This window comes from Paenibacillus sp. JT22N12 (assembly GCF_056269365.1).
The window spans coordinates 448169-461894 of the sequence record NZ_JBWDNU010000003.1; the positions used below are offsets into that span (position 1 = coordinate 448169).

The 13726-nt window shown below is 52.2% G+C and carries 14 protein-coding genes; 2 read left to right on the top strand and 12 right to left on the bottom strand.

Annotated features, from left to right (window positions below):
• Positions 1-131: 131 nt before the first annotated feature.
• The 3 genes from AC0YOA_RS13385 to AC0YOA_RS13395 form a co-directional block, all read right to left on the bottom strand.
• Positions 132-3941, bottom strand: coding sequence for an RCC1 domain-containing protein (locus AC0YOA_RS13385; RefSeq protein WP_475786998.1), 3810 nt, complete (start codon positions 3939-3941; stop codon positions 132-134).
• A gap of 384 nt (positions 3942-4325) precedes the next feature.
• Positions 4326-4769 carry a CBS domain-containing protein gene (locus AC0YOA_RS13390; RefSeq protein ID WP_475786999.1) on the bottom strand — a complete coding sequence of 148 codons (444 nt, stop codon included), beginning with the start codon at positions 4767-4769 and terminating at the stop codon, positions 4326-4328.
• Positions 4770-4819: 50 nt separating this feature from the next.
• On the bottom strand, positions 4820-5674 hold the full coding sequence (locus AC0YOA_RS13395) for a manganese catalase family protein (RefSeq protein WP_475787000.1): 855 nt from the start codon (positions 5672-5674) through the stop codon (positions 4820-4822).
• Positions 5675-6023: 349 nt separating this feature from the next.
• On the opposite strand from AC0YOA_RS13395, the gene AC0YOA_RS13400 reads away from it, so the two are divergent.
• Positions 6024-6197 carry a YfhD family protein gene (locus tag AC0YOA_RS13400; RefSeq protein WP_475787001.1) on the top strand — a complete coding sequence of 58 codons (174 nt, stop codon included), beginning with the start codon at positions 6024-6026 and terminating at the stop codon, positions 6195-6197.
• 165 nt (positions 6198-6362) lie between these two features.
• On the opposite strand, the gene AC0YOA_RS13405 is transcribed toward AC0YOA_RS13400, so the two are convergent.
• The 4 genes from AC0YOA_RS13405 to AC0YOA_RS13420 form a co-directional block, all read right to left on the bottom strand.
• Positions 6363-6494 carry a DUF4023 domain-containing protein gene (locus tag AC0YOA_RS13405; RefSeq protein WP_210040941.1) on the bottom strand — a complete coding sequence of 44 codons (132 nt, stop codon included), beginning with the start codon at positions 6492-6494 and terminating at the stop codon, positions 6363-6365.
• Positions 6495-6617: 123 nt separating this feature from the next.
• Positions 6618-7214, bottom strand: a complete 597-nt coding sequence (locus tag AC0YOA_RS13410) for an isochorismatase family protein (RefSeq protein WP_210040939.1) — start codon at positions 7212-7214, stop codon at positions 6618-6620.
• Positions 7215-7234: 20 nt separating this feature from the next.
• The gene (locus AC0YOA_RS13415; protein ID WP_475787002.1) at positions 7235-8443 is read right to left on the bottom strand and encodes a multidrug efflux MFS transporter; all 1209 of its coding nucleotides are present in this window, start codon (positions 8441-8443) and stop codon (positions 7235-7237) included.
• A 108-nt stretch (positions 8444-8551) separates the two neighbouring features.
• Positions 8552-9238 carry a helix-turn-helix domain-containing protein gene (locus AC0YOA_RS13420; protein ID WP_475787385.1) on the bottom strand — a complete coding sequence of 229 codons (687 nt, stop codon included), beginning with the start codon at positions 9236-9238 and terminating at the stop codon, positions 8552-8554.
• On the opposite strand from AC0YOA_RS13420, the gene AC0YOA_RS13425 reads away from it, so the two are divergent.
• Positions 9125-9448: a hypothetical protein gene (locus tag AC0YOA_RS13425; RefSeq protein ID WP_475787398.1), complete on the top strand. Its 324-nt coding sequence runs from the start codon at positions 9125-9127 to the stop codon at positions 9446-9448. The genes AC0YOA_RS13420 and AC0YOA_RS13425 overlap by 114 nt on opposite strands.
• A gap of 132 nt (positions 9449-9580) precedes the next feature.
• Here the strand turns inward: AC0YOA_RS13425 and AC0YOA_RS13430 are convergent, their stop codons facing one another.
• The 5 genes from AC0YOA_RS13430 to AC0YOA_RS13450 all read right to left on the bottom strand — a co-directional run bounded on the left by AC0YOA_RS13430 (position 9581) and on the right by AC0YOA_RS13450 (position 13614).
• Positions 9581-10333, bottom strand: a complete 753-nt coding sequence (locus tag AC0YOA_RS13430; protein WP_475787003.1) for an SDR family NAD(P)-dependent oxidoreductase — start codon at positions 10331-10333, stop codon at positions 9581-9583.
• Positions 10334-10388: 55 nt separating this feature from the next.
• Positions 10389-11129: an MBL fold metallo-hydrolase gene (locus AC0YOA_RS13435; RefSeq protein ID WP_475787004.1), complete on the bottom strand. Its 741-nt coding sequence runs from the start codon at positions 11127-11129 to the stop codon at positions 10389-10391.
• 77 nt (positions 11130-11206) lie between these two features.
• A complete protein-coding gene (locus tag AC0YOA_RS13440) occupies positions 11207-11593 on the bottom strand; it encodes a VOC family protein (RefSeq protein ID WP_475787386.1) in 387 nt (128 codons plus the stop codon).
• Positions 11594-11644: 51 nt separating this feature from the next.
• A complete protein-coding gene (locus AC0YOA_RS13445; protein ID WP_475787005.1) occupies positions 11645-12547 on the bottom strand; it encodes an alpha/beta fold hydrolase in 903 nt (300 codons plus the stop codon).
• A gap of 80 nt (positions 12548-12627) precedes the next feature.
• The gene (locus AC0YOA_RS13450) at positions 12628-13614 is read right to left on the bottom strand and encodes an oxidoreductase (protein ID WP_475787006.1); all 987 of its coding nucleotides are present in this window, start codon (positions 13612-13614) and stop codon (positions 12628-12630) included.
• Positions 13615-13726: the final 112 nt, after the last annotated feature.

Sequence of the window (13726 nt, forward strand, 5' to 3'; positions counted from 1 at the left end):
ACCCATTAAATCAGTTGTCAAGAATGGCTATTAGATTCACACTGGGGAATGTTGTTTCGATGAGGCAAATAAAAAAAACGGCCCATTCAGGCCGGTTCATGAAAAGTTTTCTACCTGGCATGCCTTCCGCATTACCGGCGGTCGATCAGGACGCTTTGCTGCAGCAGCTGCTGCACGAGAGTCGCGGCTTCCGCTCTCTTCAAGTCGCTCTGCGGCCTGAACATGCCATCTGCACCTTCTGCAAGTCCCCTGAGGACGACGGTGGCGACCGCTTGTCTGGCCCAGCCGCTGATCTGCGCGCTGTCCCCTAAGTCTACAAGCGCAAAATCCCTGTCTGCCCCGGCTGAGTCCGTCTCCAGGCCAGTGAGCTTCATCGCTCTGGCCAGCACTGTAACGGCTTCCTCTCGCGTTATCGTCTCTTCCGGCCGAAACAATCCGTCCATGCCACCCTCCATGAGGCCGTACTGCCGCGCCAGACTGACCGCTTCCGCGAACCAGTCGCTCACTTGTACGTCCTTGAAGCCAGGCGCGCCGGTCTGCCCGGTCAGCCCGAGCGCCCGGACAAGCATCTCCGCATACTGGACGCGGGTTACGGCGGCTTCGGGATGAAACAGTCCATCCGACATTCCGTTTACGACCAGACGCGAGCCTAGATCGCTGACGGCCGATTCGGCCCAATGCCCCGCCATATCGGGGAATGCGGCATCATGATGAATCAACGAATACGTGCTGCCCGTCATGCTGCTTATTACGGCGAAGGTATGCCCATTGCGGATGATCTTGCGCGTTGGCGCAGGATGGACGGAGCCGTCCGCATCCAGTACGACAGCCGTCGACAGCAGGCTTGGATTCATCCAACCCGGCAGGGCGATTTCCCGCTCTACATAAGCGTCAAAGCTGTCCGCATCGACCGTCATGCCGCCGTAGGAGGCGGTGACACGGAAATCAAGCGGCTGGGCGATCGTCATAAAGTTCGCTTCCCCGCCCGCAGCATTCAACGCCGCGATTTTATCCGCGCTGCTCCTGACAATATCGAGCTGCAGGGTGAATTCCTCCGGCGGCGGCGTTCCCCCGAGCAGAGCGGTCAGCCGCTTGAATGACAGCTGCGTCGCCGGCAGCCGATAGCTGCCTTCCTGTGCCCGCAGTTCAAGGACGGCTGCTTTGTCCTCCAACGCCTTAAGCGCTTCTCCCGACAGCTGCAAGGACGCTTGATCCGCTGCCGAATCCAACTCGACGGCCACGAGCGGATTCGCAGCCGTTTCTTTCGCCAAATCGGCGATGAGCTTGGCCGTGTCCAGCTTCACGGTGATGATCGCGCGGCCTTCCGAATCCTTGTTCGTTATAGTCGCCGCGCCGCTTGGCCGGCCGTTCACGCTCAGATACGAGAAGTCAGCGGAATTGTCCCAGTCCCTGCTCTCATCTCCTTCGCCTGCGGTATCCGGGCTATCATCTTCAGGCGGCTGCTCTGCCGGTGGAACATCGTACACAGATGCTCTTGTCACCGTAATATTGTACGCTTGCGACGTACCGTCCTCAGCCAAGACATTCAGCTCGATCCGGCTGCGGCCGAGATCGACCGGCAGCGTTCCGCTTGCCTGCCCGTCGGCCAGCGGGAACGGACCGCTGACAAGTCTCCTGGAATCGTCATACATACTGACGGTCATGCCTGCACGACTCTCATACACCGATGCCGTAACCGTCAATCCGGCGACGGAATTCGGCAGGGAAATTGTATAATCCGTCGTATTTCGCCCAAACGCCGGGCTGATCGGCAGAAGTTCTGCTCCCGCGTAAACATTCAGCCCCTTGAGCGTGGCGTCGGCGCCCGGGACCGGGTCAATGGCTTCCCGGGCTGTCGTGAACGTCCACGCCCTCGGGCCGGTAATGCCGGCATAATCGTTGCCCGCCGCGTCCTTGAATGACCCGGGAGCCACCTTAACGTTATACGCCGTTCCGTAGGAGAGCCCGGAAGAGAGCCGTATCGTTGCCGTTAGACCGGTTATTGTTACCCGGTCCGGGTTGGAGGCGTCAACGGCTTCCACTGGACTGTCATCCTCTGCTCGGCTGACGACAATCGTCCTGCCCGCCACTGCGGAGATCGGCTCGTCGAATGTCAGCGACAGCTTTGTCCCGACGCTCACTCCTTCAGCACTGCTGCCAGGCACCGTAGAGATCACCTTCGGCGGCTCCGTGTCGGCCGCAGAATTCGGCACCCACTGCGCGTACAGGGTAATATCAGCGGCATCGAACGTCAGCTGGGCGCCTGGCATATAGGGCGTGCCGCTGCCGTCCGCTGCTGTATTCCAGCCGGCAAACATATACCCGCTCCGGAACAGCAGTCCCATGTTTCCCTGTATGGTTGTCGACATGCCCTGCTCATAGCTGCTTCCGTCCGAAGGAGCGGCGCCCCCGGTATTCCCGTTGCCATCATACGTCAGCGTATAGGCCGGAATAGAAGCGGTTTTCACTCGCAGCATCTTATAGGCGCTTTTGTTCCCTGCAAGATCCTCGGCAATGACATTGAAATAATAGGCCGTATCCGGCTGCAGACCCGCCATCTTGAAGGAGCCGCTGTCTACCAGATAGGATCCGGCCGCTTTTCCGTTGCTCTGGGCATGGCTTGCGGTGTCGATGTTGCCGCTGGAGGAGATGTAAGGGATATAACGGATGCCGATCTGCTTCGTCATATTATCGGCGGCTTTCGTCCAGCTCAGCGTCACTCCGGACGTCGTAACTCCGGTCGCGGCAAGCATGCCGTCCGAGGGAGCCGGCGCCGTTAGGTCAAAATTGGCCTTGTTCTTGACGGGATAGGTTTTGGGCGCAGAGGTTCCGTCGCCAAGCATGCCGCCGTCGTTGTAACCCCAGGCCCATCCCGATCCGCCGCTGTCCATGGCGATGCTGTGAAATTGCCCCGCTGCTACCGCCGCTATGCTGCTTAACCCGGGTATCTGGATCGGGGCATTGCGCTTGACATTATCTCCGCCGCCAAGGCCAAGCTGATAGTAATTGTTCAGCCCCCAGCCCCACACCGTGCCGTCCGCTTTCAGCACAAGGTTGTGAAAGAAACCGGCGGAGATGGAGACGACGCCGTCGACTCCGGCGATTTTCACCGGACTTCTCCGTTCCGTATAGGTGCCGTCCCCGATCGCACCGTTCGTGTTCTGTCCCCAGGCCCACACGAAGCCGTCGGCATCGAGCGCAAGCGCATGGTTGTATCCGGCGGAAATCGCCACGATGCCGCTCAAGCCCGGGACCGGCGCAGGAGTCTCCCGCTGCTGGTCGGATGTCCCATCGCCCAGCTGGCCCTGCTTGTTCCAGCCCCATGACCATACTTTGCCATCCTCGGTCAATGCCAGGCTGAAGGAGCCGCCCGTCGCAGCGGCTTTAATGCCGCTTAAGCCGGAAACCTGAACCGGCGTATTGCGCTGGTCGGTCGTACCGTCACCCAGCTGACCGCCGTCGTTCGCGCCCCAGGCCCATACGCTGCCGTCGGTACCGACGGCAAGCCCATGAAGACCCGGGCCTCCTGCCACCGCCCTGATATTTTGCAGTCCAGGCACCGTAACCGGCACAAGGCGGTTATTGGTTGTGCCGTCGCCCATCTGGCCGGTGTCGCCCATTCCCCAGGCGCGCACCGTTCCGTCGCTCATGACCGCATACGAGCTGTCGTACGTGGAGCCGATCGATTTGGCGCCGGATATGCCGGCGACCTGTACGGGAGAGGCATTGTTTCGGGCCTCTCCATTGCCGAGCTGGCCATCGGCGCCCCTGCCCCAGGACCACACCGTTCCATCGCTGGCGATTCCTGCGCTGAAATAATCCCCTGCCGCCAGTTGGGGAATGACAGTCCCCGCTTCCGCTGCGACCGCTTTTTCGCCGTAATACTCGAAAGCGCCCGATAGCAGCAGCAACACGAGCAATAGGCTGACTCTCCGTTTCATCGTACACTTCCTTCCGTATTGCCGATCTCACCTGCATCTTACCAAACCGGTGCAGAGCGATAAATTAACTAAAGTTAATTGCGGCAAAATTTACGAAAGGACTTCAATGGTATACAACAAACAGCGAATCCTGCCATTATCAGAATCAGCCTCCGTCTAACGGGTTAACGAATTTATAATTGAGGCAACGGCATCTGGTTACGGAAAATAAAAAAGCCGCAGAAGGTATGCGGCTTTCGGCTTCTGCGGAGTCTGAGTCCTACCCTGTATGCCATAAGACGAAGATATCCTCGGTTCTTGCAGGCAGCATCAGGCTGAGGCTTGTTATCGGCCATAGCTTCACCGATGGCCAAGACATGCTGTCATTCAGAAGTCAGGTATCAATTAATGTTGAATTTGACTGGAGGCAGTATGGTTATGCTCAGATATATTGCTTAATGCCTCTCCGGCTTCGTTTACGAATATTTCGCGTATGGCCATGTCTCCCAATGAAATGACACCCAATAAATCTCCATTGGAAACGACCGGCAGCCGGCGAATTTGCTCAGCAGCCATAATCTCGGCTGCTTCATCGACAGTTGCGTCGGGTTTAACCGTTACAAAGTCTTTCGTTAACACTTCTGTAACCGGGATGGTACCGTCTTTTTTGGCTGCATAGCCGCGGATTACCAGGTCCCGGTCCGTAATGACCCCGATCAGTTTATTTTGATCAACGACCGGTAAGAAGCCGATATTATGTTGATTCATTAACCCGGCTGCTTCATAAATCGTATTATCCTTGGAAACAGTTATACAGCTGGATGACATGATTTCTTTTATTTTGCGCATGTTGAACTCTCCTTTGTGATGTGGTGGAAAATGCGATATAATGCCGCCTTCTATTTGCTCATATCGACTAATCCCGGACTATGCTCATTCGGCATTTCCGGAAACTGCGGTACCGGGAATCCCATAGGAGGCTGTGCAACAGTCAAGTCCCCACCGTTTCGGCTCGGAGATTTCCCTTGAAATATCTCGCCAATCCGGGTATTGTCCAGCCTGAAATTGAACTGCATATTATGATATCCCATATCTACATATTTACGGCATTCCGGATATTTGTTGATATCATAATTCGGTACGGGGAAGAGCTTTCCCCAATTGACTCCCAAAACTTCAAGAGCCTTGGCGAAGGCATTTTGATGGGCGTTGTCGCGTACGATCAAAAAGCCAAGGGTTTCCCGGAATGTTTTATTGGAGCTCATTTCGTAAATTCTTGTTTTTTGAAGAACACCGGTCGATTCGAGTACAACATTGTTCAGCATATCGCTGATTAAATTACCATGACTGTATACCCAAGAACCATTCCATGGGTTTCCTCCGGCATCGACCGGTAGAGCGCTTTGAGCACCCATTATAAAATGATGGGGGTTCGCGTGCTTGACAGCCTCGTCAATCGGCGCATTATCCATGCCTGAACTGCCTGGCATCGATTCTCCCGCCCCATTCAGCAGTTGATTAATCGTCGTTTGGACAAGCTCGACATGAGCGATTTCCTCAAGGAACACGCCACGCAGCAAATCGCGGAATTGCTTCTCATTGCCTCGAAAATTGGAGCTTTGGAAAAAATACTGCATCATGGTCCGCATCTCGCCGAATTGTCCGCCCAACGTTTCCTGCAGCACCTTTGCGGCAGCTGGATCGGGTTGATCCGGTTCGATAATGTTAATCAGTTCTTCCTTGTAATAATACATCGTTATCTCTCCCTTTATCGTTGCCAAATAGCAATCCATTAACAGCGACTGGCGGTTTCAGTTCGGCCAAAGCTACTACGGAATGGCGGGCCGCTAGACCAGTCGTCATACCGACAAAGCAGATACTCGCACTTCAAACGGTCGGTATCGATTGACTGACCTAGTATTGCCTTGGACGGATTCATTATGTAAAAAAAGCCCTTGAAATGAATAAGAAAAACTTGCCTGTTTCATAATACATGAGGAAGGAAGTTGTACAGGGATTTTGGGAATCCAAGGAAAATAGGGTCATTTGGCGGGTTCCAACGCATGGACAGATAAGCTGCCGGACCGCAAAGGAGGTACAGGCATGAACGAACATGGTTCAAATGATAACTATTCACGCAAGCAGTCTCAAGCGCCCGGCAAGCTGCCGATTGGCAAGAATGAGGATGTCGAGTTCTCCGAGACACTTGCAGACGAGAACGACAAGGAAGCCCAGCAGCGTGCGGCAGAAGCGGATAAGAGGGCTGAACAGGAGTAGCTGGCGTCAACTCCATGACTTTTGTTGGGCACTACGGAAGGGTTGGGGCGATGTTTCCATTAATCCGCCTGTATTCCGGAAGTGCCGATCGGGCGAGTTACTCCAAAGCGGCAGCAAAAAGGGCCGGTTATTCTGCAGCCTGGCAGAATAACGGCCCTTTTCCTGCTACGGATTGTTTGTATGCTGCACGTTCTGCAGCTTCTGTGAAGGCTTGCCTTTACCATTGTGTTCCTTGTTCTTCTGCTGCTTGGACTGCGTATCCTTGACCTTGTTCACGAATTCATTCGTCGATTCCATTCGCGCTTCAATCCTCCTTCGGCTCTGTCTCCCTTAGGTAGGCTTTCCCCACTTTTATCGCGTTATGCAGCCTGCGGCCTCACAGTGCCTGGTCAAATGTTAAATGATCAGCACACCATTCTTTTATTTCATCGCCAAAACCACTTCCTCCGTTGTCCGGATCTTGCCCATTCTGGGGAAAATGGTCTTGACTACATAATCGTGTTCCTCTTGTGCCGTAGCTGTCATGGCTTCTTCCACAAAAACTTGGTTATATCCATGTTGAAAAGCTTCTCTTGCTGTTGTATCCACACCGATGGAAGTGGAAATTCCGCATAACACGACGGTGTCGATACCGCGGCGGCGCAGCTGCAGATCCAGGTCCGTACCGAAGAAAGCTCCCCACTGCCGTTTCGTCACCACATGGGCATTTTTAAAATCCGACAGTTCAGGGATCAGATTGTCCCAGCCTTCCGGCCACTGCATGGCATTCGGTTTGGCGTCCGTTTTTGGCATTAGCATATCTTTGCCGTCCAAGGTGGAGACTCTGACGAGCACAACGAAAGCGCCTTTTTCCGTGAAAGCTTCAACCAGCTTACTTGCCTGTCCAATCACCTGCTCAACCGAGTTGGGAGCGCACTGGCGACCCGGGGCTGCAATTCCATTTTGCAGGTCTATAACGACCAGCGCTGTTTTCTCCGCATCCAGCACTTCAGTTTCCGCTGTTTTTACGTCTGTCATGTTTTTCTCTCCCATTCTGCTTAATTTTTGTATAAGTCCATGGTTATGTTAAGTTTCTTATACACCTTGAAATAAACCCACACCGCATTGAGCAATAACAGGGCGCTCGTAGTAAAAAATACATACCGGATTCCGAGCCAAGCAGCGACTTGTCCTCCAAACACCGAGCCTCCAAAGGCACCTAAATATAAGGCTGATATGTTAAACCCGAACACCCGTCCCGTTAGGGAATCCGGGGTGATTTTCTTAAGCAGGATGTTGATCGACGGGCTAAGCCCGGCCGCCGCAAGTCCAAACAGGAAACGCAGTCCTGTCAGCTGCCAGGGATTAGTAACGAAAGCTTGGGGAATAAATACGATGCCCGCCACGATGAGTGCGACCAGTACGACCTTGTGAGCCCCCACTTTATCTGACAGTTTTCCAAGTCCGGGAGCGGCGAGAATATTGGCCAGACCCGAGGCGGAGAATGCGATCCCGGCGATGAGAGCCACGTGGCTGGTGGTCCTGGACAGCTGGGTCACATAGACAGTGATGATCGGTTCAACGGAATACAACGCCACAGTCAGGACAAAAAAGGTGATGAAAAGGGTGATCGTCAAACTTTTTTCAGGTACGCTGGCCCAGATCTCTTTCATACGGAGTACTTTTTTATCTTGACGGGTGAATGATTCTTTGACAAACAGGGCCGTTGTAACAAAGGCAATCAGCATAAGCCCGCCGGTTAAAAAAAATGAATTCTGCAATCCGAAATTTTCGGCTATGAAACCGCCGATCGTTGGCCCGATTAAAGAACCCGAAATATTGGCGGTCGAAAGGGTTCCCAGCGCCCAACCCGAATGCTCCTTATCTGTCTGGGTTGCAATCAAGGTCGTACAAGCGGTGCTGTAGCCCGTGATTACCCCCTGCAGCAGCCGAAGGCCGATCAATACGTAAACATTGTGCGCAAAACCCATACAGCCTACAACGACCGCCATTCCCAGGCTCGCCCTGAGCAGCATCGGTTTGCGTCCATATTTATCTGCGGCGATCCCCCATATCGGTGAGAAGATAGCTGAAACGATAAAGGTAATCCCGAATGCAAGCCCTGCAAATTGGGCAATAGATCCGGAATCGTGCACGCCAAGCTGCTTGATGTAAAGCGGCAGGATCGGGGCGATCTGGCTCATCCCAATACCGGTGACGAACATTCCAAACCAGCAAAAGAACAAATTCCGTTTCCACATGGGCATAAAAATAGCCTTCCTTCTGTCATGGTTCCATTACTGTGTTTGTACAAAAGCACTTCACAATAACATCCTCATCATAGCTGCCGGAAAGGCTATATACCATGGAACATATTAATCTCCATGGACATTTTTGCTGTAGAATTCCGAGGGGCTGAGTCCCTCCGTTTTCTTGAATATGCGGCTAAAATAAAATTCATCCGTAAATCCAAGAGCTCCTGCAACTTCTTTGATTTTCCTGTTCCCTTCCAGAATCATCTCTTTGGCTTTGTCCGTCTTCATCTTATTAAAGAACTCGATAATGGAATAACCGGTAATTTCTTTAAATGCTCTGGATAAATAAGCTGGTGACAACTGCACAAGGTCAGACAATTTCGTCAGGGTGATCTTATCATGTACATGTTCATGCATATATTGAATAATTTTCTCTACTTTCAGTGAAATTGAGAAATTTTGGTTTTCTTTTTTTATGTTTTGGGCAATGGCAATGAGCAGTTGCTGGAACAAGGTTTTGGACATAAACTCATAGCCCGGCAATTTTGCATCCCAGCTCTCCGCCAGTTTTTTGAACACATCCTCAATTTGATAATAATCCTTTAATCCTTGCGCAGCCTGGAGGGGGAGAATTTGCCGTTCCTCTTTAATATTCCATTGGCCTTCCTCTATATTCACACGCGCATAGCTGAAATGGACGGTAAAGCAGCTAACGGGAACCTCAGGATCCGTTTCGATTTCATGCAGCATGTCAGGCCCAATGTAGAGCAGCATGCCATCCTTCAGCTCATATTTCTTTTTATCCATTGTAAAACTGCCCTTTGCATGGGCAATAAAAATAAGCTCATGATGCTGAAGGGTTCTCTTGATTTTGATCGGAAGGATTTCCGTTTTGTTGGACAGCCTGAAGTTGCAGTAGTGTATATGAAAGAAGAGATTTTTAAATTTCATGAGCGCCTCCAAGGTTTATATTGGGTTAATTATCTTCCAGGAACGGCCAAAACTCAAATTTTGTGATGCAGGGGTTGATGGGTTAAGTTGCGAGGGGCAATAACAACCAAAAAAAAACCACATGGAGTGGTTTTACTCTCATGTGGTTAACATTTAAATATCAAGATCTCTTTGCCAACAGTCACAGATGTGGAAGCGTCAAATTTGAGCGGAACCGCCGTCTACCTGAATGTCGGCACCATTGATGAAGCTGGCTGCATCTGAAGCCAGGAAGGCGACCACCGCGGCGATTTCGGCCGGTTGGCCGTTCCTGCCGAGGGGAATCTGACTGCCGAGGAATTCGTAAAACCCGCTGACGTCTGCGTCAGAGCCCGCCAGGGTGGCAAGGCCCGGTGTTTCGGTAGATCCGGGGCTGATCGCATTCACCCGAATCTTCCTGCCCTTGAGATCAAGCACCCAGCTTCTTGCCAAATTACGGATAGCCGCTTTCGTGGCGGAGTAAATGCTTAGACCTGCCGTTCCCTTGATCCCGGATACAGAGGCCGTGAGGATAATGGTCGATCCCTCACCCATCAGAGGCAAAGCCTTCTGGACGGTAAACACCATCCCCTTCACATTAATGTCAAAATGGCGATCGAAGTGAGCTTCCGTGATTGCCTCCAGCGGAGTTCCTTCTGCGATGGCGGCGTTCGCAAAGAGAATATCAAGTTTGCCTTTTTCCTGCTTCACCACGGAATAGAGCCGGTCCAGATCGGCAAGGTTCGTAACGTCACCCTGGACTGCAATAACGTTCTTGCCAATCTCGGATATCGCCTGATCGAGCTCAGCCTTTCGCCGACCGGTGATATAAACAAACGCACCCTCAGCGACAAATTTCTTGGCGGTTGCCAGGCCGATGCCCGAACTCCCCCCAGTAATAACGGCGATTTTACCTTCCAATTGTTTTAGCATGTTTGGATGCTCCTTTCTCATTTCCGATCGGTCTAAACGATCCAGGATTACCCCCTTAAATCGTGAATATTTCTCTTGTTTGTAAAATGTTCAAGTTAACACGATTCCCGGCGCTATGGGTTAACCGATTCATCATCTCTGGCGTCTGCGTATAGATAGGCGGCTGATGCGCTGCCTTATAATGGATTGGGATAAGCGTCTTGGCCCCAAGGATCTCGGCCGCCGTAACCGCCTGTTCAGGCGTAAGACAAATGGGCTGGTCGCTGTGCGGCGAAACTCCCGGAAATTGCGTTACGGCACCATTTACAGGCAGACAGGCGGCATCAAACGTGCCGAAGGCTTTAACCAGCTTCCACCAATACCCATGCCACAACGTATCTCCGGCGTGAATCATCTGCTTGCCGCCACCGCGTACGATCCAGGATACTTGCGGGTCACCCGAGCCGTCCACCGATTGTGCCGCAATAATCGTGAATGGGCCGATGGTGAAGGTGCTGCCAACCGCAGCTCCGGTTACGCGGCTTAATCCGTTGGAAGCCGCCAGATCAACGATTTCCTCGGGGACGAATACCGGAACGTCAGAGCCGTAAGCCGAAATGATCGCTTGCGGGTCATAATGGTCCGCATGTTGGTGCGTGATCAGCACGGCTGCGACAGGCCCGTACGATTCTAAAGGAAAGAAAGGCTCATTAGGCTCACCTAATTTGGCAGGGAAATGATAAAGAGGATCGATGACAATAGCGGAACTTTCTAATTCGACTCGAATGCCGGCCCAAGGAAGCTTCTGAATTTCCAAGAATATCAATCCCTTTCTTTTTTCAAATGGCATAACAATTTCCATCACAATACCTACGATCTAGCTGTGATTCCGAATTATACTCTTTGGAAGAACTCGATCCATTCCTTCTCAGGTCCGTAAATGAAAAAGTAGCGAATTCCGTTCGGCATGGTTGCGATCTCTTGATCGATGAACTCGACACCTTTTTGCTTGAGCCGGTCCCATTCTGCTTGAATATCAGTTACGGAGAGCGCAACGTGATGCACTTTACCTTCGGCTGGCAATTGATTCTTGAAGCCGTTTATCAATTCGATTTCCGTCTCGCCCTCAAGGCCGTAGCCCAGAAAAGCCACTTCAAGTCCATTGTCATGCATGTTTCGATTTTTCACCACGAGTCCAGCTACCTCTGTGTAGAAGCGGATGGATGTGTCCATATCATTCACCATGATTCCCACATGATCGATCATTCTTTTCATGGTTATTTACGCCTCCTATCTACTTAAGAAATCAATTGCCGGGATTCAAAGGTACCATCAGGAGATGAAATCTCTAACGGATATTACAAATTCATTCGGTTTCTCGACATGGCTCATATGTCCGCTTTGTTCGAAGACTACAAGCCGCGATCCAGGAATCGCTGCCCGCATTTCCTCTGCCCATCTCGGACCGCAGATAAAATCGTACTCGCCGACAAGGACCAGCGTCGGAATGCCGATGGAATTCATAACATTCCGAATATCCCACAACTCGGGCTTTCGGTGTGGATCGATGGTTGCGTCCAAATTGGCTTGCCAGACCTCGAATTCCGCCGGAAGATTCTTATAGTCCCCGAAATAAGCAGGCAGCAACCGCTTCAGGACGCCAAGAAACGATTCTCTATCCCGAAGTGAGACGGCTCCCGTCGCCACATCCATCCAGGCTTGTCCGGCTTCCTGAGCTTCCGGCCGTTCAGGCCAGCGCTGTGTGAATCGCTCTATGCCCCGTGTTGCTTCCATCCCATGATCGGGTCCTGTGCATGGCGCGCCGTCATAGACGATCAGTCCTCCAAGTTCATCGGGGTAATCCAAGGCATACTGAAGTCCAACGAAGGCGCCGTGCGAGTGTCCCAGAAAATAAGGGTGCTCGGCTCCAATGTGCTGAAGCACCTTTCGGGCAAAGCCCGCATACCGCGAGACGCTATAATCTCCATCGGGCAGCATCCCCGATTGGCCTGTGCCAACTGGTTCCAGATAGACAGCAGTCATGAACTTTTCCAACAACGGCATGCGCAAATATTCCCAGTGAAACCCCGGGCCTCCGGGATGAATAAGGCAAATCGGTCCGCTGCCGGCAACGTGATAAATCTGCCGAACACCGTCGATCGTCATTTCATGTGCGCCGGGCGCAATCGGACCGACAGTGTCAGCGCTTGGAAGCTTGGAGGATTTCTCGTTCAATGGTATGCCTTCTTCCTGTATTCATAATAGTATTGCTGACAAAATGTTTTCCATCGGATGATCGTCCGATGATGCGCATATTAAATCGAAAATTTCAGTCCGACCAGCTGCTCGGTTGCCTGCCACAAACGGTGAGCCTGCCCGGAATTAACGGCCCACTCAAACACGCCTGGCGCAAACCTCGTATCCGTCAAGTCCGCGATATCCCCATTCTCGCAATAAACGCCGCCTTTGTCTTTCAGCTGAGGGCTGGTTGCGCACCATACGATCGTAGCTGCTCCTTCCGGAATGGTTTTAAACTCATCGTTGAATTCGGGAAAAACAAGTTCCCCATGCTCGTTGAGCACACCCATGGCGCGCTTATCATCATCGGTCAGATAACGCGACAAATCCGTCAAGATCGATCCCGGATGAACCGAGAACGCACGTACGCCATACGCTTGGCCGCGCTTGTCCATCTCGACAGCGAATAAGACGTTGGCTGTCTTAGATTGCCCATAAGCGACAAATTTGTCATAGGGATGGTTATTGAAGTTGAGATCTTCGAAATCGATACCGCTCATTTGGTGAGCGCGCGATGATACCGAAACGATCCTTGCCCCTTTTGCCTTCTCAAGCGCTGGCCACAGTCTGGCGGTCAACTGAAAATGCCCCAGATGATTTGTCGCCAGTTGGGATTCGTAACCGCGGTGGTCTCGGACGAGCGGGTTCGCCATAATACCGGCAGCGTTAATCAGCATATGCAAGGGCCGATTCGACGCAAGGAACTTCTCGGCGAAGGCGTCGATCGACGCAGGATCCATGAGATCCATCCTTTCAAGCTCGACACCTGGAATTTCACTTAGTGCAGCTTGGGCTTTCTCCGCTGTCCGAACAGGCACAATGACCGTTGCTCCTGCAGCGGCCAGTACCCTCGTCGCTTCCAGGCCGAGTCCGGAGTATCCGCCTGTGATGATGGCAATTTTCCCGGTCAAATTTTGACCGACCAATACCTCCTGAGCTGTTGTACGCGGTCCGAAACCGGACAAAATAGGTTTTTGTGGCGTTGCATGGTTGTTCGTATTCATGATGAACCTCCGTCATAGTTGTGATTGTTTAATTGTTAGCCTGAACAAGTCGTTAACTTTTAAGCCCTTTAAGGATATATGTTCTTGTCTTCCGACATAATGAGAAGAAGAA